Origin of the sequence: Richelia sinica FACHB-800, from assembly GCF_014698825.1 — a bacterium.
Taxonomy (GTDB): domain Bacteria; phylum Cyanobacteriota; class Cyanobacteriia; order Cyanobacteriales; family Nostocaceae; genus FACHB-800.
The window spans coordinates 269,648-295,553 of sequence record NZ_JACJTT010000003.1 but is presented as its reverse complement, the minus strand read 5'-3'; the positions used below and the strand labels follow the sequence as shown (position 1 = coordinate 295,553).

Genomic DNA, 25,906 nt, shown 5'->3' with positions numbered 1-25,906 from the left:
AATAGGGGTGAAGGATGAAGTTTTAGGCTTTGTCCTTCATTCCATCAAAGTTTAACTATACATTTACAGTCCAATCTTCCAGTTTTAAAGCGGGAACTTTAATAAAATCTTGGTAATTTTGAGTTACTAAAATTGCATCATTAACTAATGCTATAGCAGCTATTCTTAAATCTTGTGTGCCTATGTTGATTTTTTGCTGACGTAGTTTTTTAAAACGTTCGCAGCACTCTTGATTAAATTCCAATAAATTCATATTACAGAAAAAACTTTGAGTTAGTTTTAAATTTCGATGAGCGGATGCTAATCCTTGTAAATTTGAATGACTATTACATTTATTGATGATAGCCAATCTTCCCTTTAATTGTTCTTCCAACGTAATAGTTGTCACAAATATCTGATTTTGGTTAATTCTTATCAGATTTTGAATAATTTGCTGATTATCATGTTGTAAAAGAGTTACGATATTAGTATCGAGAATATAGATACTCACGCCACATTATTCCCTTCTGAACATGCTTCATAACCAGCAATTTCTTCATCTAATTCACGGCGATTTTTATCCATTTCTTCGACAAATTCATCAAATAATGGATCATCTTTAAACATACCAGCAAATTTAATAAAAGGGTTAGACTCTTCTACAATTTCTTGGGGAACTAATATTCCTATACCAAAACATAACCGTAATGTTAACCACCATAAATAAGAGAAAGTAGAACTACAAAAATCATCATCACTAATTAAACCATGAGCCATTTTATTTCTTAAATTTGAACCAGCATGTTCAATCAGTAACCCTTGAAGATCGAAAAGTGTATCTTCATCAAAAATAGAAGTAATTTCTGGATACTTACTAGGATAAAGCGTTGAATTTAAATTATCTTCTTTTTGAATGCCATTATTTTTATTATCAATTCCTGAAGTTATCGCTCCTCTAGAAGAGAGTAAATAGCGAACAGAGTTTTCAATTTGGGGAATTAAGATATGAGTAGCAGTGATAAAATCACCTGTTAACCCAGCATAAAGACCTTTTGCAAATAAATATTCCCTTCCTTCTGGAACAAAAGGATTATTGATAACTAATTCTAATAAATCTTTTTCCGTGATTTTATCTTCTTCTTTTGATTTTCCTGTAATGTTTTCTAAAACAATTTGTTTTCTAGCTGGTTCAATAAATGCTTGAGCATGACATCTATGAGCATTATTTGCTATCCTATACATATCAAATATAACTGCCTCTTCTGCTTTATCTGGCTCTATAGGTTGACGTGCAACAATCTTTCCCATATCATTTTTTATCTCTACTGGCATGAATTGAGATAACAAAGAATTTTTTTCTGCCATCTGGCGAAGGTCTAAAACCTTTTGAGGACTTCCTAACAAAGCTAAAGCTAATATTGCTTCTGAGAATTTTTTACCTTTAACCTGCGATATAGCTAGTTCTATTTCTTCACTAATATTAAACTCAGAATAAATTGTTATTAACTCATTAGATGATTGCTGCTGATATTCAAGAAGAAGTTTGTGAATTTCTTCTAATTTAGTGTCTATAACGGTTCTTTCCTCATCTGTAGCTTGACTCTTTAATCTTTCAAATGCTTCAAAAGCTCTTTGTAAATCATGGGATGCTTTTAAGTAAGGAGTTGGATGTTTAACTAAAGAATCTTCAGCTTCCTTGATGTAAGTTTCAGCCCCAAGAATTTTCGCTTTATATAATTTTTCATAATTCTTCTCAATATGATGCCATTTTGCTTTAATTTCCCACCATTTTCTAGCCTTGTCCCATTCTCCACTAGATTCAGCAAAAGTTGCACCTTTATTGGCTAAATCAACATATTTAGGGGTATCTAAAATTTGTTTATTACGCAGAAAATTTACGGTTTTTTTTTCTTGTAAAAGCTCATGAAGTTTGACAGATAGCCATAACGGATCTTGACCTTGGTAACGATTTAAAACATCATCTATATATTCAACAACAATTTCTGGATTATAATTAATTTTAAGTCCTAGAGTTAGCGATTTTTTAATTCTATCAAAATAACGACTCCATTTTTGAGGATCTTCCAGTTTCTTTGCTGATTCTAAATAAGAATGAACTGCTAAGTGTCCCATGCTATAATTACGCTTTTTATCTTTGAACCAGAGAATTTCTGCTATTTGGGCTTGCAGTTCTGGATCTGAAACTTCATCAACAATTTCTGCGAGAAATTCTATGGTTTCATCTGTAAATCTGTCTGAAAATGTTGAATATGAAATATCTAAATCTAACTGAATTGGAGCAACAGTTACACGCTGGAGAATCTCAAAAACTGCACATTGTCTATCATTTCCTGCATCTTTAATTTCTTGAGCTTTTCTACGGAAATTATCATAATAGATGTTGCACAGTTTTCTCTCGCTGTTATCAATTACTTCTTTCCAGCCAGAGTTTATAAAATCTTCTTTACTCAGAGGAGGATTTAGGTATATCATAGTTTAATATTAGGTAATAATTTAGATACTTACTATATTAGCTCAAATTTTATTTAAACGCTGTATCATAGGTGTAGAATGAACCGCAGCCTATTGATAACGCTGTTATGGACACCCAATATATCAGCATCTCTTTCCACAAAATTAGGGAAATAGTAGGTAATAAGTAGGTCAAGATTAAAAAAGGGAAAGTGGAGAGACTGAGATTGCTTCATTCTACTTGGTTTTAATCCGGTCTTATTATCAAGATATAAATATTACACTTAAACCTTTTCAGGTATATACTGACGCAATTAATGCAAACAACATAGCTTGAAGATTAAACCCAGAATAGTTAAGTTTTGAAAATTTTATTTATTTTTCAATCTTATATCGCTATAAAGTTATTGAATAATCAATTATCTAGTTAATTGAGTATTTATACAAGAAAATGCACAATTATTGCCTAGAAAATCTTAATCATATATTCAGATTTTCAGGTAAAAGTTGCAGATTTTTGGTATGCCAATTTTGGCAAATATTTTCATTTTTTGACTTTTGATTATCTCCTCAGAGTGTGTTTTTACGTAACAAAATCCAAGTAAACAATCATATAGCTTTAGATACAGATTTTTATAAAAGGCTTGGGAGAAAATTATTTGAGCTTCTGGTATTAGATGCTGCAAAATTCTTGAGAATGCTAATAGATGCGGCATCTTACCACAGAAAACCAGATTTTTTATTAATCAAAAGTATTTCTTTCTAATCACTACAGTATAAATCTAAAATTTACACCTTTTTTCTCAGTAATTGAATTGGTATTTATCTAGCAAAAATTAGGAGGTAATTTTATGCGAATAATGATGATTCAACCCAATTACCATTCGGGTGGTGCAGAAATTGCTGGAAACTGGCCACCGAGTTGGGTTCCTTATGTAGGTGGGGCGTTAAAAACTGCTGGTTTTACAGATATCCGGTTTGTGGATGCAATGACGGATTATATTCCTGATGATGCTTTAGCAAAAATTATTGCTGAACATCAGCCGGATGTGGTGTTAGCTACGGCTATTACACCAATGATATACCAGTCCGAGATTACGCTGAGAATTGTTAAAGAAGTTTGCCCTCAGGCTAAGACCATTATGGGTGGGGTTCACCCTACCTATATGTACAGTGAAGTTCTCAACGAAGCCCCTTGGGTAGATTATATTATTCGCGGTGAAGGGGAAGAGATTACTGTTAATCTAATAAGTGCGATCGCTCGCGGTACAGATCAAGAGGAACGCCGTAACATATTAGGTATTGCTTTTCTAGAAGATGGTCAAGTCTTAGCTACACCAGCCCATCCTCCCATTGCTGATTTAGATACCCTCACCCCAGATTGGGATTTATTAGATTGGAGTAAATATATCTATACTCCTCTCAATGTCCGGGTGGCTGTTCCCAACTATGCTAGAGGCTGTCCATTTACCTGCCGTTTCTGTTCCCAGTGGGCATTTTGGCGTAAATACCGTTCCAGCACTCCCAAGCAATTCGTTGACCAAATTGAAATCTTGGTGAAAAAACACAAAGTTGGCTTTTTCATTCTCGCAGATGAAGAACCAACTATTAACAAGCCCAAATTTATTGCCTTGTGTAATGAATTAATAGAGAGAAATTTGGGTGTTCATTGGGGAATTAATACCAGAGTTACAGATATTTTGCGAGATGAAGCCGACCTACCGCTTTACCGCAAAGCTGGACTAGTTCACGTTTCCTTGGGAACAGAAGCCGCAGCCCAATTAAAGTTGAATTTGTTCCGCAAAGAAACCACAATTGAACAAAATAAACGGGCTATTCAACTGTTAAAGCAAAATGGTATGGTGGCTGAGGCTCAATTTATTATGGGGTTAGAGAACGAAACCCCAGAGACCATTGAGGAAACCTATAGAATGGCTTTGGACTGGAAAGCAGACATGGTGAACTGGAATATGTTCACACCATGGCCATTTTCAGAATTATTTCAGGATTTGGGCGATCGCGTAGAAGTTCGGGATTATTCTCAATATAACTTTGTGACTCCCATCATGAAGCCCGATGCCATGGAACGGGAAGAGGTTCTTAAAGGAGTGTTGCGAAACTATGCCCGTTTTTATCTTCGCAAAACCATAGAATATTGGTTCGTCAAAGACCCATTCAAACGCAAGTACCTGCTAGGCTGTTTAAAAGCCTTCGTCCAAACCACCATCAACAAACGTTTCTACAACTTGCAACGGGTTAAATACAAAGGCTTACACACAGAAATCGAACTTGGTTTTGATAAATCCAAGATTCTCACCCGTGAACAAATTGCTAAACGCAAACAAGAACATCCAGAACTCATGGCTGACGTGAGTTTCTCAGGCAATATTTCTGCTTGTGGTGCACCAAATGACCTGCCAGAGTATCATGAACCAGAACAAGTATAGTAGGTGACAGAAGGAGAGGGGGAGGAAAAAGAAGATATTCGTCCTTGTCGTCTTTGTTCCCCTTCCTTTGCTTTCCTTGTCTCCCTTATCTACGGCTGTATAAATAAGTTGTTGTTCATCAACTACAAAATATAGGGGTAATTTTGAAGAATTACCCCTATAGTCTTTTAACCAAAATCTTCTGTTCGCGCAGCGTGGCGTTAGCCATACTTCTGAACTTCTGCACGGGCGGGTTTACCAAAATTCTCGTTCATAGTTGATGATATCTGTAAACCCGCCCCTACTGACTCCTGAACTTCTGCAAACCCTAATTATTTAAATTCACTGCGCTATGATTGATTCCATGTAACTTAGCCACCATTTCTGAACGGGCAGAAACCCCCAGTTTACGGAACATTCTTTTTAACGCTTGTTTGACAGAATTTTGTGTAATCCATAATTTAGCAGCAATTTCTCCATTAGTTAAACCTTGAGCCACTAATTCAGCAATTTCTAACTCTCTAGGGGTGAGAGGACAACTAGCAGCAGGTGATAATATTTTGGGTTTAGCCCGAAGAGTCGCAAGTTTAGCCGACAAATGAATACATAAGGCGCTTAGGTCAGCTAAATCATTGCCATTAAAAGGAAGACCACCAGGGTCACGGGCAAAATTTAGCGTACCAACTAACCGACCATCACAAATAATGGGCCCAGTCATCACATGTTCATGACGTGTGCAAAACTTTTTCCAGTCTCCTGGTGATAAGATTAACTCTTCATGGGCAGGAGCATGACGTTCTACAACATAGCGTCCCACAGGATTACCTTCTAAACAGACAGCAGGAATTTCGGGAACTTCAATTTCAGTTGATAACTGGTCATCTAAAAGATAAATACCCCAGTCTTGCACACCAAAATGTTCGCCAATAGTGTCCATCAGAGCTTCTTTTAATTCTTGCTCATTTTGAACATTGGCGATCGCATCAAAAATGGCGTGGAGAGTTTTAGCCATAAAGTGTACCCAGTTGGGGACTATGCGAACTTCAAGAATTAACTCTATGCTAATACCAGCAACACTAAAACGCTATTAACGCTCCCAGTTATAGGATAAACATATGACAGTTACTCAAGTTTCCGCCCAAGAACTTTTCCGTGCAGCCTACGAAAACCGTTACACTTGGGATCAGAATTTCCCTGGTTACACCGCAGATATCACATATAAATATGACGAAAAAGTATTAACCGCTAAAGTTCGTCTGAACCCAGATTTCAAAGCCGAAGTTACCGAAATCGATGACGAAGCAGCACAAAAAGCCATCCACTCTCAAGCTTGGGAAATAGGTATTCACCGCATTCGGCGCACTTTTGAACAAACCCACGGCGAAAATACTTTTAGCTATGGAAATACTGACGAAACCGGGGCTGTGGAAATTCTAGTGGGTGGTAAATCAGCCGGAGACAAATACAAAGTCCGTAACGATGTTGTGACTCTTGTTCACCGTAAAATTCATAATGTCGTCGTCACCATCAACACCTTCAGTGTGCACGAAACACAAGAAGGATATTTGTCTCATACCTATGACTCCGTTTATCATGACCCCGCAACCGGTATCCAAAAAGGCGGTAGAAGTGAATTTACTGACGAATATGAAAAAGTAGGAAATTATTACATTCTTAATCGTCGGGAAATTCGTACAGAAACAGAAGGGAAAATTTCTGTACAGGAATTTATTTTCTCCAACATTGAGTTATTGTAGTCTGCGCCCATTGATACCAGCCAGATTATTGGCTCTTTTCATCTCCAAAATCATAGAGATGCTTAATCCCTGATGTTGTAGATTGGTTGGAAGCAATAAAACTTAACTAGCTTCAGAGGTTTTTTCTTCCAACCTGCCTACATAATTTTGGGGCATCGCAGTTGAATTACTTTCAATACAAGCATTGTAATGATAGATTTCCCCATTACTATTAGTGTGACGAATATTAATCATCCACGTTCCATCTTGGAGAGGAGACAGACCCACCATTTCTGAGGTTGTTCCCCAGGAACTGGGTACGTTGTTCCTAGCATGAGTGAGAATTTCTAAGAATCTGGCTTGATCTATCATAAATCCCCTGGCTGTTAATTGATAAATGCACTACATCCTGTCTATAAACCATTATTGTGGAAAATTTGTCGATTTTCAGGTCTAGGGAATTAAAAAACATTAGACTTTAACAATTCACTTATAAGCGAAGACAAATATAATTTCTTTTATGGGTAAAACCGACAAAAACAATAATGTTGAGAAATTAAAAGCCTTATACAGCAAGAATTACAGCTTTTTATTTAGGTGAGATAAACTTGGGAAAACATAATTCAGAAATTTTACTGAAATCCATCATGAATAATTTCAGAAAAAATACTGTATCCTTCATGATTTCCTTAATAAGCACCATACATACAAATTCATTGTTCTGAGCTTATTTTCCAGAAAATTTGTCGAATGAACACTGAAATGCGATGCAGAATCAACCTGATTTTTACTTAATTTTAATCGATTAAAATCTGCTAAATTCATGGAATTTTGCGTAAATTCTGGGTTAACTAAAAAAAGTTTTTCTTTCATAACTGTACTTTTACTAGCTTTATGTTTTACTTTGAACGGTGTGCCTTCCTTAGGTTCAATGATTATGACCTCAGTACCCCAATTGCTCACCGACCCGTTTTTGCAATTGCCAACTAAAACTTCAGTCAATGTAGTTTGGTTTACGGAATTCTGCGGAAAAAAGCATTTTGTCACCTATGGCCAACATCTTCAACAAACAGCCATAGCAACAACTAGCAAACTCACCCGCACCAGAGAAGACCAAGACTCTAGAGTTGGACAGCAAACCTCACCAGGCCAAATTTATCAACAACCAGTCACACGCGACATTTGGCGACATGAAGCCACAATTACAGGGTTAGTACCAGGGGAAAGGGTTCCCTATAGTGTTACCAGTGTGCGGGAAGATGAGGCTACTGCCAGTAGTGAAGTTTTTACCCTTGCACCCACCCCAAAACCAGGAACACCATTGAAAATTCTTCTCACCTCAGACCATCAACTCAAACCCATGACCGCGGCCAACTTGCAAAAGGTTGTAGAAACTGTAGGAAGAGTCGATGGAGTGTACTTTGCTGGTGATTTAGTCAATATTCCTGACCGCGCTTCCGAATGGTTTGATGATAATCGAGGTAATGCTTTCTTTCCTAGCTTACAGGGTCGCGCTCATTACCAAATGTCTCAAAATGGCAGGACAGTCACTTACACAGGGGGGAAAATTATTCAACATGCACCCATGTTTACCTGTATTGGTAATCATGAAGTTATGGGACGCTGGGGAAGAGTCGCTAGTTTAGATGGTGAATTTAATGATACATTTCCCCGTCATGAGCATATAACAGCAAAAAATCATTCTTTTAATACTGATACTTACGAAGAAATTTTCACGCTGCCTGAAAGTCAATTTGGGGGTAATACCTATTATGCTGTGAGTTTTGGTGATATTAGACTGGTGTCCTTATATATCACCAATATGTGGCGTACTCCTAAATTAGATGCCAATGTTAAAGGCAGATATCGAGAAGCGTCTAAAGATTTTGCTCATCCTGAGAATTGGGGTTATGGACAGATGATTTATGAACCAATTTTTGCAGGCAGCCAACAATATAATTGGTTGAAAGCTGAACTCAATAGTCAAGAGTTTCAACAAGCGAAATATAAAATCGTTATGTTTCATCATCCGCCCCATACCTTGGGTGATAATATCGTTCCTGCCTATACTAATCCCGTGCAGGTGATTGACCGAGATAATCAAGGAAATATTACCTCAATTCGGTATGAATATCCTCAACATGATGACTATATTATTCGTGATGTGATTCCCTTGTTAGCACAAGCAAATGTACAGTTGGTTTTTTATGGGCATTCCCATTTATGGAACCGCTTTATTAGTCCTAGTGGTATGAACTTTTTAGAGACTTCTAATGTGGGTAATTCCTACGGTGCTGCTTGGCAAGATAGACAGCGAGAAGTACCAATTGGTTATCAAGAAGAATATACAAAAATCGGCGACCCTAATGGTTTAGAACCTGTTATACCTACAATTGCTCCTCTGGTAGATACTAATAATCAACCATTACCTTATATTGCCAGTAATGAAATTACAGTTTTCAGCGTTTTTGATACTGGTACAGGCAAAATCAGTAGCTATCGTTTTGATACTAGTCAGCCTGATTCCCCGGTAATTAAATTTGATGAATTTAAGATTACACACGATTAATTACTACTCAATTACTACTCAAAAATCAAGTTGTCATGCTTAATTTACGGTAGGGCATTCACCCTCACAGGTAGACAGACAGTGATGGTATGGGAACTAGGGAATACTTGCCTCTATCCATAAAAAACAGTCCCGGTTTATAACCGAGACTGACTCACTTAATTTGTCATCTTTGAAGCCATATTTAGTTTATGGACAGTCCTCCAAAAATGGGTGGGGTGTAAGTGTCTTGTAGGTCATGAACCTGCGAGGTAAATAGCCTGAGAGGGTGAGAGGGTACTTTAATCGCAAAAGTAAGTTGTGGTGGTATCAAGATTTACCACCAACTACTTTTCTATGATAATGGAGTGCGATCGCTTCTAGCCCGGTTATTCATCTCATCAGTGTTAGCCCAACTAGCACAGAAATATGCTGTACGAAAAGAGTAAGTTATTTATTTTGCTCAGAATCTCTCCTACAACTGGGTGCAAACAGCTTTAAACCCTCTGCCCTCAACACACCTTTTGTGACCTTGATAGTTTTATCTGATTTAGCAATAACTTCTTCACAGGAAATATTAATCTGTGATTGATTGAGTGCAATTAAATCTTCAATAGAGACAGCATAAATAATTTCTGATATTCCGGCCCATACACAAGCAGAAGCACACATAGGGCAAGGTTCACCGGTGGTATAGATGCGATAGCCATCTAATTTTGGGCTTTGCAGTTGAGCAGTTAAATAGCGAATGGTGTTGATTTCTGCATGGGCCGAAGGGTCATGGTCTTGCAGCACCGTATTATGAGCAGCAGCTACTACTTGATTATCTGTGACGATAACCGCACCATAAGGTGCATCACCTTGATTTGCCTGTTCTAGGGCTAGGCGCATAAAATATTCATGGTTCATGATAATTCAGGAGTTAAGCAGAGTAATTTCCCACAATAGCGCACTCTTTTGATAGTGAATGCCAATTAATTAAACTTAAATTTTGTTATCTATGTTACTAATTCGTGAAAAAACAGAATTTTATCTAACGGACTTGGAAACACCTCTAGGCAAAATCATTAATCTCACGATTGCGGCTCTTGTCATGGTTTCATCAGGAATTTTTGTCGCAGAAACTTATAACATTCCTGATGATGCACGGATGCAATTAAAAATTCTAGATACAGCAATATTAATTATTTTTGCTGTAGAGTATGTAATTCGTTTATGGAGTGCAGAAAATAAGCTGAAATATATTTTTAGTTTTTATTCCATTATTGATTTAATGGCGATATTACCATTCTTGTTTGGATTGGTAGATATCAGTTTTATTCGTTTATTGCGTTGGTTTCGGATTTTAAGACTATTCAGATTTATTGATCAAAAATTTCTCTTTGGGGCGATTAGTAACGAAGATAGCGTCATTTTTACCCGTATTCTCTTTACTTTATTCGCGATTATTTTCGTTTTTTCTGGCTTAATTTATCAAGTTGAGCACCCAGTTAATCCAGATGTTTTTCAAACATTTTTAGATGCGTTTTATTTTTCAGTCGTAACCATGACAACAGTAGGATTTGGAGATGTCACACCTATTTCTGAATTTGGTCGTTTATTAACATTGTTGATGATTTTAACAGGAGTAGCAGTTATCCCTTGGCAAGTTGGGGACTTAATTAGACGGTTAGTGAAAACCGCTAATCAGATAGAAACCGTCTGTTCTGGATGTGGTTTATCTTTTCATGATGCCGATGCAGCATTTTGTAAAAGATGTGGCACTAAATTAATCAAGTCCTGAATAATCCTGAACCAAAAAATAACTCCAGCGAGGAATAACCACCGGAGCGAATGATCAAAGACATTGGAATGTGGACTAGTCTGAATATTAATTTATCTATGTTTTTGGGTTATTACTTCTATCGTCAGGAGAGAATGTAAAAAATTTATCTTACTCTCTGAATAATTCTTTGGAGGTAGAATATCAAAATTAGTGTAATTAGAAAAAATACCCCCGGATGGGAACCGAGGGATTCTGCAAGTCGGAATTATCGCACAAAGACATTCGCGCATCTAGGATAACAACGTAAATTTGAAAAAATCTGCCAAAATGCCAAAAAAACTGAAGTAGATGCACATATATGTTTTTGGCGTTGTTGAATAGAAGTATTAAATGGTTAGGCAAAACTGAGAATTCTTTTCTCCTTCTACTAGCCTTCTGTATAGACTCGATGAACTAAGATCATATTGTTGTCTGAATCGCTATTGATGATATCTGTAATTAATTACGCTATGGTGAGTTGTTAACCGCCAATATCTCGCAACATTGCTTCTACTCTATCTACACCTTCTTGATCATTCCCACGCAGATATAAATCACGGGCTTTTTGCAGGACATTACTAGCTTGTCTACTTTGTCGTCTTTGTTTAAACATAGAACCCATTAATTCATAGGTACGAGCATTATTTCTATCTAAGTTAATAGCTTGTTCGTAGGCCCACATTGCAGCTTCATAGTCTCCCAAGGTAGCTTGAGTGACACCTAAGCCCAAATAGGCGTTAACATGACCACGATTGATTTGGATAGCACGACGATAAGCTTCTTTGGCTCCGTTGGTGTCTCCCATGTTACCTTTGATATAACCGACAGCGTAATAAAAATCGCTATTATTAGGTTCAATAGCGATCGCTCTTCGGTAGGCAGTTAAGGCTAAAGAAAAATTCCCTTGTTGCGCGTATAAATAGCCCATACCAGAATGGATTCTGGCATTGCGGGGATCTAATCTTGCGGCTTGCTGATAAATAGCGATCGCTCCATTATAATCTCCAGCATCTACTAATCTTCGTCCTTCTTCAAATAGTTGCTTTAACTCAGGGTTTCTAGCTTGGGCCACTACCACTTCTGCTTGAGCAGCCAAAGGTCTACTGCCGACGAAACATCCTAATAATAGACATGTAATTAAAACTGCTAGTTTTTTGTCCACAGTAAATTTCCTGAAATTTTCAGATAAGTTTTTGCTTGTACATTAAAACAAAAATATTGAATTTTGAAAACTGTATTTATTCATATTTACAAAATATTAATAATGACTGATATTTATATGTATTGCTGAGAGTAAGCTAGATTTTATACTGATCATCATAATTAGTTTCTCATTCACAAGATAAAATCGGAGTAATGGGTAAACTATTTATAGAAACATCTCTCCTTTGTCAAATCGTACCCACTTACCTATCAGCAAGGTCAATCATATGCTTTTAACAACCACCGATGTCATTCAAGGAGCAGTTATTCAGTCCTATTTGGGAATTGTGACCGCCGAAGTAGTGTATGGTAGTAACGTTCTGCGGGACTTTTTCGCTAGTATTCGTGATGTTGTGGGAGGACGTACTGGCAGCTATGAGCGTCTCTTTGAACAAGGGCAACGTAAAGCATTAGAAGAACTAGAACTCAGAGCACAACGTTTAGGTGCAGATGCCGTAATTGGCATAGAAATTGATACAGGTACTATCAATGTAGACCAATCTGGGTTTTTATTACTAATTACAGCTACAGGTACAGCAGTCAAAATCCGTTAGTTTAGCGATAATTGATAATTTGTAAGATGTAAAAAATAATTTTTTAAAAATTCAATTATATTTAGTATTTCTTGATTTCAAATATCGATAAATGTCTCTATTTTTCTTAAAAAAATCAGAATCCATATAGGGAAAGCCTTTATAACTCTAGATACAGTATTTAACTCTTTCTCGTGATAGAGATTAAAAACCATAAATAGGAATTTAATTTAAAACATAAGCATAAATATAACCTGAGAAACTTAGCTAAAACACGGCTGGAGACAATACACTATGTCCTACGTAAATAGAGTTGGTGATGACATTATTGGTACTGAATCTACCGTAGCAACACGGGTAAATGAATATCGCGATCGCGTGCGGTGGGGCCCCATTATTTCTGGTGTTTTAGTGGCTTTGGCAACTCAATTAATCTTAAGCTCACTATTTGGAGCAGTTGGTGCTGGCACAATTGCTAACTCGGGTGCACCGAGAACAATAGCCCCAAATATTGCTGGTAATGTTGGTTTGTGGTCAACAATTGCTTTATTAATCTCTCTATTTATTGGTGGTTGGATTACAACTCGTGGTTGTGGCCCCATGAATCGAAACACAGCCCTACTCAACGGAGCAATTCTCTGGGCCACTACCCTAGCATTAAGTTCTTTCTTGTTAGCAAATGGGGTTTGGGGTGCATTTGGTGTTGCAGCTTACAATGCAGCATCGGTGATGAATCAAATCCAACAATCAGGAACTACCGTACCCCAGAACCTACCAACAGTCACTGCTGAACAAGCTCGCGATATTGCGGCTACTACCTCTAGAGCCTTATTATGGTTTGTGTTTGGTTCTTTATTAGGGTTAGCCGCAGCTTTAATGGGAGCCGTCGTTGGTGCTCGTACTACACCTCGTACCAATAATTATGCTCATTGAGCTAACCAACTAAAAATTCAAAATCCAATATTACTCTAATTAACTGATCATCTTGCTGAAATTTAAAAATCCATTATCTGGGAATTATAGGGTGCGTGATATACTCACGTGCTTTTTTTTGGTTAGCAGCAAGCCCTAAGTAGTCGTGCAAAATTAATTTGAGCTTTGACAAGAATTTGCGAGGTCATAAATATAGCAGGTGACAGTGTTAAAAACCTTTGGTTGTCTAAGTGTGAGTGTTAGTTAATGTCCTAATCGCTCTGTCCATCGCTGTATCACTAGTTTTTGGAGTTGAAAAGGGTTGAATTTGTTTACATAGGTCTATTTTACAGATAAAATACGGTTTTTTGGTCGGTTTAGTGTATATTAATTACATAGTTTTTCCTGAACAACAAGTATTGGTGCAAACATGTTCTTACTGGCTGTCCCTTGGTGTATTGTCAGCATAGTAACTATGTCTGTATGACAGAAAAACTCATTGCCAACCACACCTTTGACAAAGAATGGCCGAATATTTACCAATTATTCATAGTGTGTTTCTCTTTGGTACCGCCTTTATTGCGGGTGCACTAAATGCTGTTGCAGGGGGTGGCAGTTTCATTACCTTTCCCACCTTGATATTTACGGGTGTAGAGCCGATAGCTGCTAATGCCACCAATAATACGGCACTGTGGGTGGCATCAATTGCTAGCGCAGGAGCTTATCGTCATAATTTGAATATACCTCGACGAGAAATGGTACTCCTATGTGGTACTAGCTTAGTGGGTGGGGTGATTGGTTCTGTAATTTTGTTATATACTTCGGCTGATTTATTTAAAAAGTTGCTTCCCTATTTATTACTTTCAGCAACACTGATATTTACATTTAGCGAACCATTAAAAAAGTGGTTGCAATTTCAAAGTAAAAAATCTATCTCAGAATCTCCACCTTTATTTATTCTCCTACTTACTCAACTAGCGATCGCTATTTATGGTGGTTTCTTTGGTGCAGGGTTAGGAATCCTGATGCTCGCAACTTTAACATTTTTGGGCATTAAAAATATTCACAGTATGAATGCTTTTAAAGCCTTTCTTGGTAGTTGCATTAACGGAATTGCGATTATTCCCTTTATTTTTGCAGGTGTAATTCTTTGGCACCAAGCAGTTCTGATGGCTGTGGGTGGTTCCCTTGGGGGTTATTTATGCGCTCATTATGCACGACGACTAGACCCCCGCTTGATTCGCATCTTTGTCATTGTTGTAGCCTCTGGAATGACAACCTATTTCTTTATTCGCGGTTAGATTTTTAATAGTGTAGCCTGACGAGCCATACCCCGAACTCACAAGGCTTTGTAGGAATATATGCTACAATTGGACAGTCTTTTAGCTCCGGGAAATTTAGTACCGAGAGTTAGCACTATTGAAAGTGTAAGGTGCCCTTGGGCTGTAACGATATGAAAAAAGTCGTCGTTGGTCTTTCTGGTGGCGTTGATAGCTCGACAGCGGCCGCTATTCTCCATAATCAGGGCTATGAAGTAATTGGTTTAACCCTTTGGCTAATGAAAGGCAAAGGACAATGCTGCTCTGAAGGAATGATCGACGCGGCAGGTATTTGTGAACAATTGGGTATTCCCCATCAAGTCGTTGATATTCGGGATGTTTTTCAAACCAATATTGTTGATTATTTAGTCTCTGGTTACAGTGCGGGAATTACACCGTTACCTTGTTCTCAATGTAATAAAACGGTGAAGTTTGGACCGATGGTGGCATATGCCCGTGAACAATTGGGATGCGATCGCATCGCTACAGGTCATTATGCCCAAATTCGCTATGATCACACCACTGGCCGCTACCAATTACTCAGGGCTGTAGACCGAAATAAAGACCAGTCCTACTTCCTCTACGATTTATCACAAGATTTACTGGAAGCTTCTATTTTTCCCTTGGGTGAACTGAATAAAGCCGACACTCGCCGTATTGCGGCTGAATATGGGCTGCAAACCGCTGACAAACCAGAAAGTCAAGATTTATGTTTGGTGGAAAGTAACGGTTCCATGCGAGCCTTCTTAGATAAATACTTGGCTCCCAAAAAAGGTGATATTGTTGATGCCACAGGTAAGGTGCTAGGACAACATGATGGAGTTCATCACTACACCATTGGTCAACGCAAGGGTTTAGGCATTGCCGCCCCAGAACCACTGTATGTGATTGAGTTAGATGCTGTAAATAATCGTGTCGTTGTAGGCGATCGCACCAAGGCAACTCAGCCAGAATGTAAAGTAAATCGGGTAAATTGGGTTTCCATTGCTGAACCATCAACCCTCATCCGGGCCGAAGTCCAAATCCGTTATCGTTCTTCCCCTGTTCCTGTCACAGTCATTCCTTTGGAAAATTCCCGTGTCCGATTGGTATTTGATGAACCTCAATTCAGCATTACCCCTGGACAAGCCGCAGTTTGGTACGAAGGAGACAAGGTGTTAGGTGGGGGAATCATTGAACAGTTTTCATAAATACCTTTAGATATCTCCAAACAAGAAGGTAGAGACGTTAGATGTAACGTCTCTACATTTATTTTCACCAGATGTCTAATGTGTAAAAGCTGATGAAATTACAGCCGTAGACAAGACAGTTAGGACATTAACTACAACTAAAACTTAGATACAAAAAGGCTTTTAGCACTGTCACCTGTCACCTGTTACCTGTCACCTGTCGCCTGTAAATACCTATGGGATTTAGAATATAAAAAAACAGATTTGAGCCGAGTGAATCAAAGCCGTGAGTCAAACCGGGACAAAGCTACAAAGCAGCGAACCTACATATTACTCCCTGCTAGGACTACATCCTTCTGCATCTGTAATTGATATCCGTCGCGCTTATCGAGAATTGAGCAAGCAATATCACCCAGACACTACAGTCTTACCTACTAGTATTGCTACTGCCAAGTTCCAGGAAATTAACGAAGCTTACGCCACTCTCAGTCATCCAGAACGGCGTTTAAGTTATGATTTGAAGATTGGCTATTCTCGGTTTGGAGTCATTCAAGCACCAAGGGACTTACAACATCAAGGAATTAAACCACATGATTGGTCAAAATCCATGTATCTTGATGCCAGCGATCGCCCTTTGTCCTCTGGCGAAATTTTTGTATTATTTGTGTTAGGTTTAACCTTTGTGGGTTGTATGCTGTTAGCTATTGTTGTGAGTATTCTCCGTGGTGACACACCCTTACAAACTCCCGTACCTCAAGCAGCCACCTTCCTCCAACAATCCATGCTCCATATTTGCCAAGCCTTCACCTTTGGAAAAATCGAATTTTTTTAAATTTTAATTGTTAATTGTGACTATGCTTCCTTCCGACACACCCCTGTATAACCACCCCCTGCCCCAAATTGAACAGTGGCTCAAAAATCAAGGTTGTCAGCAAGATGAAACATCTTTACATTGCTGGTATATACAAAAACCACACTGGGAAGCAGAACTGTCACTAGACATTGAACAAATTACAGTCCGCTACCTCAATGCTGGAGAAAATGGCCAAGATATTCAACGTGCTTTTAAATATTCTCTCAGTCGTGAAGATATTGAAGCAGCAATTTTTGCAGGCCCCTAAATTATAGCAGGTGACAGGTGACAGGTGATAGGTAACAGGTAACAGTGCTAAAAGCCTTTTGCTGTCTAAGTTTTATTCTTAGTTAATGTCCTAACCGCTCTGTCCATTGCCATATCATACTCTTTATTGATTTTTGTATAGGCGTTCCCCAAGAACGTCTGATTTTCTGTTTGACCTATCAGCTAAACGCCCCCAAAACGTCTGTTCCGTTGTTGATAGGCACACAGGGCCCGATGGAATTCAGCCCGGTCGAAATCTGGCCAGAGGGTATCAGTAATATAAATTTCTCCATAGGCCATTTGCCAGAGTAAGAAATTTGATAACCGCATTTCTCCACTGGTACGAATTAACAAATCTGGGTCAGTTATCCCAGCTGTATATAAATGGCTTTCAAATATTTGTTCAGAAATTTCATCTGGTTTTAATATACCTTGTTGTACCTTTTGGGCGATCGCTCGACAAGCTTGTAAAATTTCCTGTCTACCGCCATAATTGGTCGCTACTGTAAACTTAATACTGCGATTATTTTTAGTTTCGTCCATGGAACGGGAAATTTCTTCTTGAAGCGCTTTTGGTAAAGCTTGCAAATTGCCCACAAACTGAATTTGCACATTCTCCTCTACCATTTCCTTTAGTTCCTGCCTTAATGCCCGCTGGAACAAACTCATCAAAAACTCCACTTCTTCCTGTGGTCGTTTCCAGTTCTCTGTAGAAAAAGCATAGGCAGTCAACGCTTTAATTCCCCAATCCCTACAACAGCGCAGCAAATCCTTGAGGGCATCAACTCCCCGCTTATGTCCCATGATTCGAGGTAGACCTTGACGTTTTGCCCATCGACCATTGCCATCCATAATCACCGCAACGTGCTGGGGTAGTAATTCTGGTTTTAAGTCAGAAGGCAAATATTGCAAATTAGTTTGTTGAGTTGTCATTTTTTATCTTGAGAAGCGGTCGATGGTAATCTTGAGTAAACGTGGAACCAATGCTAGCGCCTTACTACCAATCTGACGCATCAAACTGAAAAGACCAGGGGCCACAGCTTCCCGATCTACAGTAGGAGACAATTTGGACTCCAAAGATTCTTTCAGCTTTCTGATGGTGAGTGGTCTATATAGGGTTCCTCGTTCCGCTAGGGAAATAGAACCCGTTTCTTCTGATACAACAACACAAATGCAATTTTCGACCCTTTCTGTAATTCCCATCGCTGCCCGATGGCGTGTTCCCAACTGGCGTGAGGCTGTGCGTCCAGACAGTGGTAAAATTATACCCGATGATACAATCCGTGAAGCCCTAATTAAGGTGGCTCCATCGTGTAACAAGGTCTTGGGTTGAAAAATCGTTTGAATCAGTTCCTTAGACACCTCCGCATTTAACTTCACACCGGGAACAGAAAAGTCACGCTCATCAATTGGCCCTGTAGTTTCTAAAATTAGCAATGCACCAATGCGATTTTTAGACAACTCCTTCACTGCTTCCACAATTTCATCAATTACACTATCAGACTTGGGTACTGCCAAGCGGTGATGATGAAATAACTGCCAAAATTCTCCTCGTCCTAGTTGCTCTAAAAAACGACGAAACTCTGATTGTAATGCCACAGCCATGGCCACAGCACAACCAATCACTAATTTTTCCAAGACAAAATTGAGCAGTGGTAACCCTAAATTAGCACTTAGTGCTGAAGCCAGCATTAAAATTATGAATCCCCTTACCATCCATAGTGTTCGACGTTCATTTATGATGACAAGAATCATATAAGTCAACGCCAGAACTAAGGCTAAATCGAGTATCCTTGGCAGCAAGGACTGCGACCATCCCACGTTCGTCAGCCATTGCTTCCACCAATCTCTCATGACATCTGGATAAATAAGAATTCAGAAGTTACAGAAGTTACAGGAGTCACAGAAGTTACAGAATTGATAGGAGTCACAGAAGTTGTAGAGGGATATGCTCATCAACTTCTTCAACTACTAAAATCCTGTCAGTATAGCTTCACGAAGTCCAACTGCTAAACGATTGTACGGGTTTAGCAATGCTAAACCCCTACTGAACTTCTGGAACTATTTAAGTCTTTCTGGTAGGCAATCTTGTCGAATTAGGTCTTGATATGTTTCTCTTTGCAAAATCAAATTTGCTTCACCATTCGCCACTAAAACTGCTGCCGGGCGAGGCAGACGGTTATAGTTAGATGCCATACTGTAATTGTATGCACCAGTTGCCATAACTACGAGAATATCTCCTGGTTCAGTTTTGGGTAGTTGGGCATTTTTAATCAGAATATCCCCTGATTCACAATGTTTACCAGCCAAAGTGACTGTTTCTGTGAGGGGAGCAGACATTTTGTTAGCGACAACGGCCCGGTAAACTGATTGATAGGTAATGGGGCGAGGATTATCGGACATACCCCCGTCAATAGAAACATAAGTGCGAATGTCGGGGATGACTTTAGCAGAACCAATGGTGTAAGCTGTAACGCAAGATGTGGCAATAAGCGATCGCCCTGGCTCACACAATAATTTTGGTAAAGGTAAATTTGCTTCTTGACAAGCTTGTTGCACTATTTCACAAATAGCCTTTGACCATTCTTCAATACTGGGGGGATCATCGGATTCGATATATTTAATCCCTAAACCACCACCCACATTTAACTCGGTAATGTTTAAACCGTAATTAGCAGCATCTTTCAACCACTGCACCATGACAGCCGCTAAGTCTCGATGGGGTTGACGTTCAAAAATCTGTGACCCAATATGAGCATGTAAGCCAATGCAGTTTAAACCTGGTTGTTGGCTGACAAAGGTAAAAACTTCACCTAAATCGTTGGGGTCAAAGCCAAATTTACTATCTAAATGTCCAGTGCGAATATATTCGTGGGTGTGACATTCAATGCCTGGGGTTAACCGCAACATGATGCGGATGGGTGAATCGGCTGGAGCTAATTCCACCAAGGTCTGTAGCTCGTACCAGTTATCCACCACAATGGTACAACCAGACTCAATGGCTAAAACTAACTCCTCACGAGATTTATTATTCCCATGGAGATAAATTTTATTTGGACTCACACCCGCTTGCAGTGCGGTGTAAAGTTCACCACCAGAAACTACGTCAATTCCTAAGCCTTCCGCAGCAACGATGGCACAAATAGCTAGACAATTCCATGCTTTGGAGGCATACAATACTTGAGATTCGCCTTTGTAGTATTCCTTGAATGTATCTCTATATTGCCTGCAAGCTGTTCGTAGGGTTTCTTCGTCTACAATGTACAAAGGTGAGCCAAATTGTGCCACCAGAGTTGTGACATCACACCCACCGATTTCTAAGATGTCGTGATGATTAACTTTGGCGGTCAAAGGTAAAAGCTGTTGGTTAGGCGAAAGGTTAGCGCTGCTGTGGCGCTGAGGAGACAAATATTGACTGCCAGAAGGTTGAACTTCGACGGGGTGAGTCGATACCATAATTAATTAAGATTCGTCTTTGATGAAAATGACGGGCGTAATCAGGTTTCCCGATTTCCAGTTTACAGCCTGACTGGCCATTTGTTATATAGCACAGCTGCACAGTGATGAATGGGAATTTTATTAATCAGTAATGTGTTTGTTGAGAGTAAATAACTACAGTTAGATTCAACCCATTGTCAGATAAAAATTATTCACGATGATCAATAATTGGTTTGCGACTTTTGTTTCAGCAAACCTTTCAGCTTTCTTGCCGACAGTGATCAATGATGCTGAGTTCAAATTAAATTGAGCAGGAATCGCAAAGATTGTTAGTAAAAATATCAAAGTGATAATTAAACTTAATTTCTTCATTATTGAGACTATGATTGTGGTTACAAGTCTTGTAAAGTCCCTGAACACATCAATCAGGTTTCATCATTGCCAGTCACCAATTGTATATATTGTGTTGCTTCCCTTGTACCTCTCTAACTGACAATGACCACGGTAGTATTAAATGATTGCATTATTGGCTGAAGAAGTTAGAGAATTAATGACACGTAGCAATTACTAATCACTAATCCCTGTGAGTTTATTAGACTTAAGAATTCAATTCTTGAATACAGAGCATTTAAGTGCTTTGTTGGATCTTGATAGGGCCTGCTTTAATGGTTTATGGACAATGGAAGGCTACAAAAGAGAGTTAGAGAGTCCTAACAGCCATTTTTTAGGTTTATTTGCGCCTTTCTCTAGCACGGAGTTGCTAGGTATGGGCTGTTTTTGGTCAATTTTAGAAGAAGCACACATTACAATTTTGGCGGTTCATCCCCAATATCATCATCAAGGTCTAGGACAGGCTTTACTATATTCTTTGCTTCAGATCGCCTGCGATCGCAATTTGGAGAGAGCAACCTTGGAAGTGCGTGCTTCTAACCAAGTGGCCATCTCCCTCTATCAAAAATTTGGGTTTAAAACCGCTGGGCGAAGACGTGGCTATTATCGAGATAATAGTGAAGATGCCTTAGTGCTGTGGCTTTCAGGCTTACAAGAACCACAGTTTCTGTCAACCTTAAAGGATTTACATGCGACAGTGTGCGATCGCTTGGCCAAATCATCTTGGTCATTGGTAATTAGTGATCAGCCATTGGGTGAAAAAAGTTAAATTTTTCTATAAATCAATTCATCAGAATATTGGCATGAAAAAAATATTTTTATAACGAAAAATTATATAAAAATCAAAAACATTGACATTGGTTCCCTGTATATGATATATAGTCGTCTTTGGGACTGGGTAAACAAAGTCTCAACATTGACGGTCTGTTGTTTGCAGCTAGCCCCAAAAATCCTTCTGAAATCAAGCTCCTCAGTACAACAACTGCATAAAAAGTCATAAATAGCTAGCAATTAACTCATTAACCTGTGTGATGGTTCTTGGATGTCTAATTTCTTTATACAGGCATCCAAAATTTTAGCCTGTGCTAAAATCAGCGTACCGGCACGACGCAGGTGATGGGAAAAATGCCATGTTTGAACGCTTCACAGAAAAAGCCATTAAGGTAATCATGCTGGCCCAAGAAGAGGCCCGCCGTTTAGGTCACAACTTTGTGGGAACCGAACAGATCCTCCTGGGTCTGATTGGGGAAGGCACAGGAGTGGCCGCCAAGGTTCTGAAATCAATGGGTGTCAATCTCAAAGATGCACGCATTGAAGTTGAAAAAATCATAGGCCGGGGTTCAGGCTTTGTGGCCGTGGAAATTCCGTTTACGCCACGGGCAAAGCGGGTTTTAGAACTATCCTTGGAAGAAGCACGCCAACTGGGGCATAACTACATTGGCACCGAGCATCTGCTGTTGGGCCTCATCCGCGAAGGGGAAGGTGTAGCAGCCAGGGTGCTAGAGAACCTGGGTGTGGATTTGTCGAAGGTGAGAACCCAAGTCATCCGCATGTTGGGTGAAACTGCTGAAGTTACTCCCGGTGGCCCCTCCGGTCGGACTAAGACCCCGACTTTGGATGAGTTCGGCTCCAATCTGACCCAAATGGCTGTTGATAACAAGCTCGACCCTGTGGTGGGACGCGCCAAGGAAATTGAGCGGGTGATTCAAATTTTGGGTCGGCGCACGAAAAATAACCCGGTGTTGATTGGTGAACCAGGGGTTGGTAAGACAGCGATCGCTGAAGGTTTAGCAAGTCGCATCGCCAACAAAGATGTCCCAGACATCCTGGAAGATAAGCGTGTGGTGACACTGGATATCGGCTTGCTCGTAGCAGGTACTAAATATCGAGGTGAATTTGAAGAACGCCTGAAAAAAATCATGGATGAAATCCGTCAGGCGGGTAATGTAATTCTCGTAATTGACGAGGTTCACACCTTAATTGGTGCAGGGGCTGCTGAAGGGGCCATTGATGCCGCAAATATCCTCAAACCAGCTTTGGCCAGAGGGGAATTGCAATGTATCGGTGCGACCACTTTGGATGAGTACCGCAAGCACATTGAACGGGATGCAGCGTTGGAAAGACGCTTCCAGCCTGTGATGGTGGGTGAGCCTTCCGTTGATGAAACAATTGAAATTTTATATGGTTTGCGCGATCGCTACGAGCAACACCACAAGTTAAAAATCTCCGATGAAGCTTTAGTGGCAGCAGCGAAATTGTCTGATCGATATATCAGCGATCGCTATCTTCCAGATAAAGCCATCGACTTAATCGACGAAGCCGGTTCACGGGTACGCTTGATTAACTCCCAATTGCCTCCCGCAGCGAAGGAGTTAGACAAGGAACTGCGGCAAATCTTAAAAGAAAAAGATGATGCAGTGCGTTCTCAGGACTTTGACCGGGCCGGAGAATTGCGCGATCGGGAAATGGAAATCAAAGCCGAAATTCGGGCGATCGCTCAAAGCAAAACCAACGGTGCTAGTGGAGATGGTGTTGAACCTGTAGTTACAGAAGAAGACATCGCTCACATCGTTGCTTCCTGGACAGGTGTACCAGTGAACAAACTCACTGAATCTGAATCCGAGAAGTTGCTGCACATGGAAGACACCTTGCATCAGCGCCTCATTGGTCAAGATGACGCTGTGAAAGCGGTTTCCCGTGCGATTCGCCGCGCTCGTGTCGGTTTGAAGAATCCCAATCGACCCATCGCTAGTTTTGTGTTCTCAGGGCCTACTGGGGTAGGTAAGACTGAATTAGCGAAATCCTTGGCTTCTTACTTCTTCGGTTCTGAAGAAGCAATGATTCGCTTGGATATGTCCGAATACATGGAGCGTCACACCGTCAGTAAGTTGATTGGTTCCCCTCCAGGTTATGTCGGTTACAACGAAGGTGGTCAGCTAACGGAAGCTGTACGCCGCCGTCCTTACACCGTGGTGCTGTTCGACGAAATCGAAAAAGCGCACCCCGATGTGTTCAATATGCTGCTGCAAATTTTGGAAGATGGTCGTTTAACCGACGCAAAAGGTCGCACGGTAGACTTCAAGAATACCTTGTTGATTTTGACTTCCAACATTGGTTCTAAGGTGATTGAGAAAGGCGGTAGCGGTATTGGTTTCGAGTTTGCTGAAGACCAGACCGAATCTCAATACAACCGCATTCGCTCTTTGGTGAATGAAGAATTGAAGCAATACTTCCGTCCTGAGTTCCTCAACCGTCTGGATGAAATTATCGTCTTCCGTCAGTTGAACAAGGCCGAAGTTACCGAAATCGCCGACATTATGCTCAAGGAAGTGTTTGGTCGGTTGACCGAAAAAGGCATTACTTTGGAAGTGAGCGATCGCTTCAAAGACCGCCTGATTCAAGAAGGTTACAGCCCCAGCTACGGTGCAAGACCATTACGTCGGGCAATTATGCGCCTGTTAGAAGATAGTTTAGCGGAAGAAATTCTGTCTGGACGCATCAAAGATGGCGATGTTGCTTATGTTGATGTTGATGATAATGGCACTGTGCAGGTTACTGCTCAACAACGTCGGGAGTTGTTACCCCAAGGCGTTGAGTCGTAGTTAGGATTTTTTAATAGTTAAATAAGCGGTGGAGGATGTAGGTTCTCCGCCGTTTTTTTGTTTCGCGCAAAGGCGCTAAGGAGCAAAGGCGCAAAGAGGAGAAAGGGAAAAGATCAAAGTTGAAATAAACTGAGTCATAATATAATCCGGGGTTGGTGTGATAAATTTTCGCGGTTTCAGATCAAAGTTATAATATATAGGTACTACACTGCTTCTCAAGGATAATTATGTCTATCCAGTTTCGGTTTCATCTAGAAAAAGCTGTAGAAGCAGCAGCTATACTTATGAAGCTGCATGGTAAGCCTATCAAGTATTTAGGCTTGCTAAAAATGCTCTATATAGCTGATCGTATTGCGTTAGAAAGAATAGAACAGCCAATTACAGGTGATCATTATGTATCAATGGATTATGGACCTGTTCTTAGTGGTGTTTATGATCTAATTAAAGGTAAACCTGTTGATGATGCTCTACCTCTGTGGTCTGAGTACATTTCTCCTGGTGATAAGAACTTTGTTTACTTAGTCAAAGATCCAGGAAATGATGAACTATGTGAAGAGGAAGAGGAGATTCTTCAAGAGGTATATCAAACCTTTGGACATCTTGATCCATTTCATGTTGCTGAATGGACTCATGATTTACCAGAGTGGAAAGATCCTCATGGTTCTGCTATTCCCATTTTAGTAGAAGATATTCTGAAAAATGTTGGTAAAAGTGAGGAAGAAATTGAGGAAATTAGACAAATAGCACTGAGGGAAGCATATTTAGATGAGGTGCTAAGTGTCTAGTATTTCTATAAACATAGGAGATGTATTTTTAATTGATACACCTCCTAATGGTCAACATTTTTACGTCGCAATTGCAAAGACTTCTGGTAATAAATATTTATTTGTTAATTTAACAGACAAGAAAAATAACTCTGAAAGAGTTTGTGTTTTAACACCAGATCCGAGTTTACCAAGTTTTATTAAAAAGGAATCTGTTATAGCTTACTATTTTGCTCGTGAAATGGATGCAAATGATCTTGCTATTTGTATAACTTCTGGTAGTCCTATTCCCAAAGATTGTTTATCTGCTGATATTGTATCACAAATTCAACAGGGAGGATTAATTTCTAAGAAGTTGAAGAATAAATATAAAACTGCGTTGAAGAAATTCTTAGGAGTTGATTGAATTAAACTTAATAATAGGAAAGGTTTACTTGAAAATCAATAATAATTGGGAATTTACAGAAGTATGGATTGATCCGATTTTATCA

The 25,906-nt window shown here is 39.5% G+C and carries 22 protein-coding genes and 1 pseudogene; 14 read left to right on the top strand and 9 right to left on the bottom strand.

Translation table 11 applies throughout. From position 1 onward, the window contains the following. Positions 1–55: 55 nt before the first annotated feature. Complete coding sequence (locus tag H6G73_RS04755) at positions 56–490, bottom strand: type II toxin-antitoxin system VapC family toxin (protein ID WP_190601800.1); 435 nt, start codon at positions 488–490, stop codon at positions 56–58. Continuing rightward, positions 487–2,472, bottom strand: coding sequence for a DUF4209 domain-containing protein (locus tag H6G73_RS04750; protein WP_190601799.1), 1,986 nt, complete (start codon positions 2,470–2,472; stop codon positions 487–489). The genes H6G73_RS04755 and H6G73_RS04750 overlap by 4 nt, the downstream gene beginning before the upstream one ends. Positions 2,473–3,302: 830 nt before the next feature. Here H6G73_RS04750 and bchE point away from each other — a divergent pair. Continuing rightward, positions 3,303–4,898, top strand: a complete 1,596-nt coding sequence (bchE, locus tag H6G73_RS04745; RefSeq protein WP_190601798.1) for a magnesium-protoporphyrin IX monomethyl ester anaerobic oxidative cyclase — start codon at positions 3,303–3,305, stop codon at positions 4,896–4,898. Positions 4,899–5,205: 307 nt separating this feature from the next. On the opposite strand, the gene H6G73_RS04740 is transcribed toward bchE, so the two are convergent. Next, on the bottom strand, positions 5,206–5,889 hold the full coding sequence (locus H6G73_RS04740; protein WP_190601797.1) for a LuxR C-terminal-related transcriptional regulator: 684 nt from the start codon (positions 5,887–5,889) through the stop codon (positions 5,206–5,208). Positions 5,890–5,992: 103 nt separating this feature from the next. On the opposite strand from H6G73_RS04740, the gene H6G73_RS04735 reads away from it, so the two are divergent. Further along, positions 5,993–6,634 carry a DUF3386 domain-containing protein gene (locus H6G73_RS04735; protein WP_190601796.1) on the top strand — a complete coding sequence of 214 codons (642 nt, stop codon included), beginning with the start codon at positions 5,993–5,995 and terminating at the stop codon, positions 6,632–6,634. 102 nt (positions 6,635–6,736) lie between these two features. Here the strand turns inward: H6G73_RS04735 and H6G73_RS04730 are convergent, their stop codons facing one another. After that, entirely contained in the window at positions 6,737–6,985 is a 249-nt protein-coding gene (locus tag H6G73_RS04730) for a hypothetical protein (protein ID WP_190601795.1), read from the bottom strand. A 565-nt stretch (positions 6,986–7,550) separates the two neighbouring features. Between H6G73_RS04730 and H6G73_RS04725 the strand changes: the two genes are divergently transcribed. Then, entirely contained in the window at positions 7,551–9,182 is a 1,632-nt protein-coding gene (locus tag H6G73_RS04725) for a metallophosphoesterase family protein (protein ID WP_190601794.1), read from the top strand. A 429-nt stretch (positions 9,183–9,611) separates the two neighbouring features. Here H6G73_RS04725 and H6G73_RS04720 read toward each other — a convergent pair whose 3' ends face one another. Then, positions 9,612–10,070 (bottom strand): nucleoside deaminase, encoded by a 459-nt coding sequence (locus H6G73_RS04720; RefSeq protein ID WP_190601793.1) that lies wholly within the window; start codon positions 10,068–10,070, stop codon positions 9,612–9,614. A gap of 91 nt (positions 10,071–10,161) precedes the next feature. Here H6G73_RS04720 and H6G73_RS04715 point away from each other — a divergent pair, with 91 nt between their 5' ends. Next, positions 10,162–10,944 carry an ion transporter gene (locus H6G73_RS04715; protein ID WP_190601792.1) on the top strand — a complete coding sequence of 261 codons (783 nt, stop codon included), beginning with the start codon at positions 10,162–10,164 and terminating at the stop codon, positions 10,942–10,944. A gap of 502 nt (positions 10,945–11,446) precedes the next feature. On the opposite strand, the gene H6G73_RS04710 is transcribed toward H6G73_RS04715, so the two are convergent. Further along, complete coding sequence (locus H6G73_RS04710; protein WP_190601791.1) at positions 11,447–12,127, bottom strand: tetratricopeptide repeat protein; 681 nt, start codon at positions 12,125–12,127, stop codon at positions 11,447–11,449. Between the two features lie 268 nt (positions 12,128–12,395). On the opposite strand from H6G73_RS04710, the gene H6G73_RS04705 reads away from it, so the two are divergent. The 6 genes from H6G73_RS04705 to H6G73_RS04680 all read left to right on the top strand — a co-directional run bounded on the left by H6G73_RS04705 (position 12,396) and on the right by H6G73_RS04680 (position 17,222). Then, a complete protein-coding gene (locus tag H6G73_RS04705; protein WP_190601790.1) occupies positions 12,396–12,722 on the top strand; it encodes a YbjQ family protein in 327 nt (108 codons plus the stop codon). Between the two features lie 273 nt (positions 12,723–12,995). Next, a complete protein-coding gene (locus H6G73_RS04700; protein ID WP_190601789.1) occupies positions 12,996–13,634 on the top strand; it encodes a hypothetical protein in 639 nt (212 codons plus the stop codon). Positions 13,635–14,137: 503 nt separating this feature from the next. After that, the gene (locus tag H6G73_RS04695) at positions 14,138–14,914 is read left to right on the top strand and encodes a sulfite exporter TauE/SafE family protein (protein WP_190601788.1); all 777 of its coding nucleotides are present in this window, start codon (positions 14,138–14,140) and stop codon (positions 14,912–14,914) included. A 152-nt stretch (positions 14,915–15,066) separates the two neighbouring features. Beyond that, on the top strand, positions 15,067–16,122 hold the full coding sequence (gene mnmA / locus H6G73_RS04690) for a tRNA 2-thiouridine(34) synthase MnmA (protein ID WP_190601787.1): 1,056 nt from the start codon (positions 15,067–15,069) through the stop codon (positions 16,120–16,122). Between the two features lie 265 nt (positions 16,123–16,387). Further along, positions 16,388–16,933: a J domain-containing protein gene (locus H6G73_RS04685; protein WP_190601786.1), complete on the top strand. Its 546-nt coding sequence runs from the start codon at positions 16,388–16,390 to the stop codon at positions 16,931–16,933. 16 nt (positions 16,934–16,949) lie between these two features. Then, positions 16,950–17,222, top strand: a complete 273-nt coding sequence (locus H6G73_RS04680; RefSeq protein ID WP_190601785.1) for a DUF3143 domain-containing protein — start codon at positions 16,950–16,952, stop codon at positions 17,220–17,222. 182 nt (positions 17,223–17,404) lie between these two features. On the opposite strand, the gene H6G73_RS04675 is transcribed toward H6G73_RS04680, so the two are convergent. The 3 genes and pseudogenes from H6G73_RS04675 to lysA all read right to left on the bottom strand — a co-directional run bounded on the left by H6G73_RS04675 (position 17,405) and on the right by lysA (position 20,677). Beyond that, positions 17,405–18,154, bottom strand: coding sequence for an isoprenyl transferase (locus H6G73_RS04675; RefSeq protein ID WP_190601784.1), 750 nt, complete (start codon positions 18,152–18,154; stop codon positions 17,405–17,407). Continuing rightward, a pseudogene (gene cdaA / locus H6G73_RS04670) lies at positions 18,151–19,075 on the bottom strand (diadenylate cyclase CdaA). The gene H6G73_RS04675 and the pseudogene cdaA overlap by 4 nt, the downstream one beginning before the upstream one ends. A gap of 207 nt (positions 19,076–19,282) precedes the next feature. After that, positions 19,283–20,677, bottom strand: coding sequence for a diaminopimelate decarboxylase (gene lysA, locus H6G73_RS04665; protein ID WP_190601782.1), 1,395 nt, complete (start codon positions 20,675–20,677; stop codon positions 19,283–19,285). A gap of 565 nt (positions 20,678–21,242) precedes the next feature. Here lysA and rimI point away from each other — a divergent pair. The 4 genes from rimI (at position 21,243) to H6G73_RS04645 (ending at position 25,821) form a co-directional block, all read left to right on the top strand. Continuing rightward, positions 21,243–21,818, top strand: a complete 576-nt coding sequence (gene rimI, locus H6G73_RS04660; protein WP_190601781.1) for a ribosomal protein S18-alanine N-acetyltransferase — start codon at positions 21,243–21,245, stop codon at positions 21,816–21,818. Between the two features lie 361 nt (positions 21,819–22,179). After that, the gene (locus H6G73_RS04655) at positions 22,180–24,651 is read left to right on the top strand and encodes an ATP-dependent Clp protease ATP-binding subunit (protein WP_190601838.1); all 2,472 of its coding nucleotides are present in this window, start codon (positions 22,180–22,182) and stop codon (positions 24,649–24,651) included. 227 nt (positions 24,652–24,878) lie between these two features. Further along, positions 24,879–25,436, top strand: a complete 558-nt coding sequence (locus H6G73_RS04650; protein WP_190601780.1) for a Panacea domain-containing protein — start codon at positions 24,879–24,881, stop codon at positions 25,434–25,436. Further along, positions 25,429–25,821 (top strand): hypothetical protein, encoded by a 393-nt coding sequence (locus tag H6G73_RS04645; protein WP_190601779.1) that lies wholly within the window; start codon positions 25,429–25,431, stop codon positions 25,819–25,821. Before H6G73_RS04650 ends, H6G73_RS04645 begins: the two co-directional genes overlap by 8 nt. Positions 25,822–25,906: the final 85 nt, after the last annotated feature.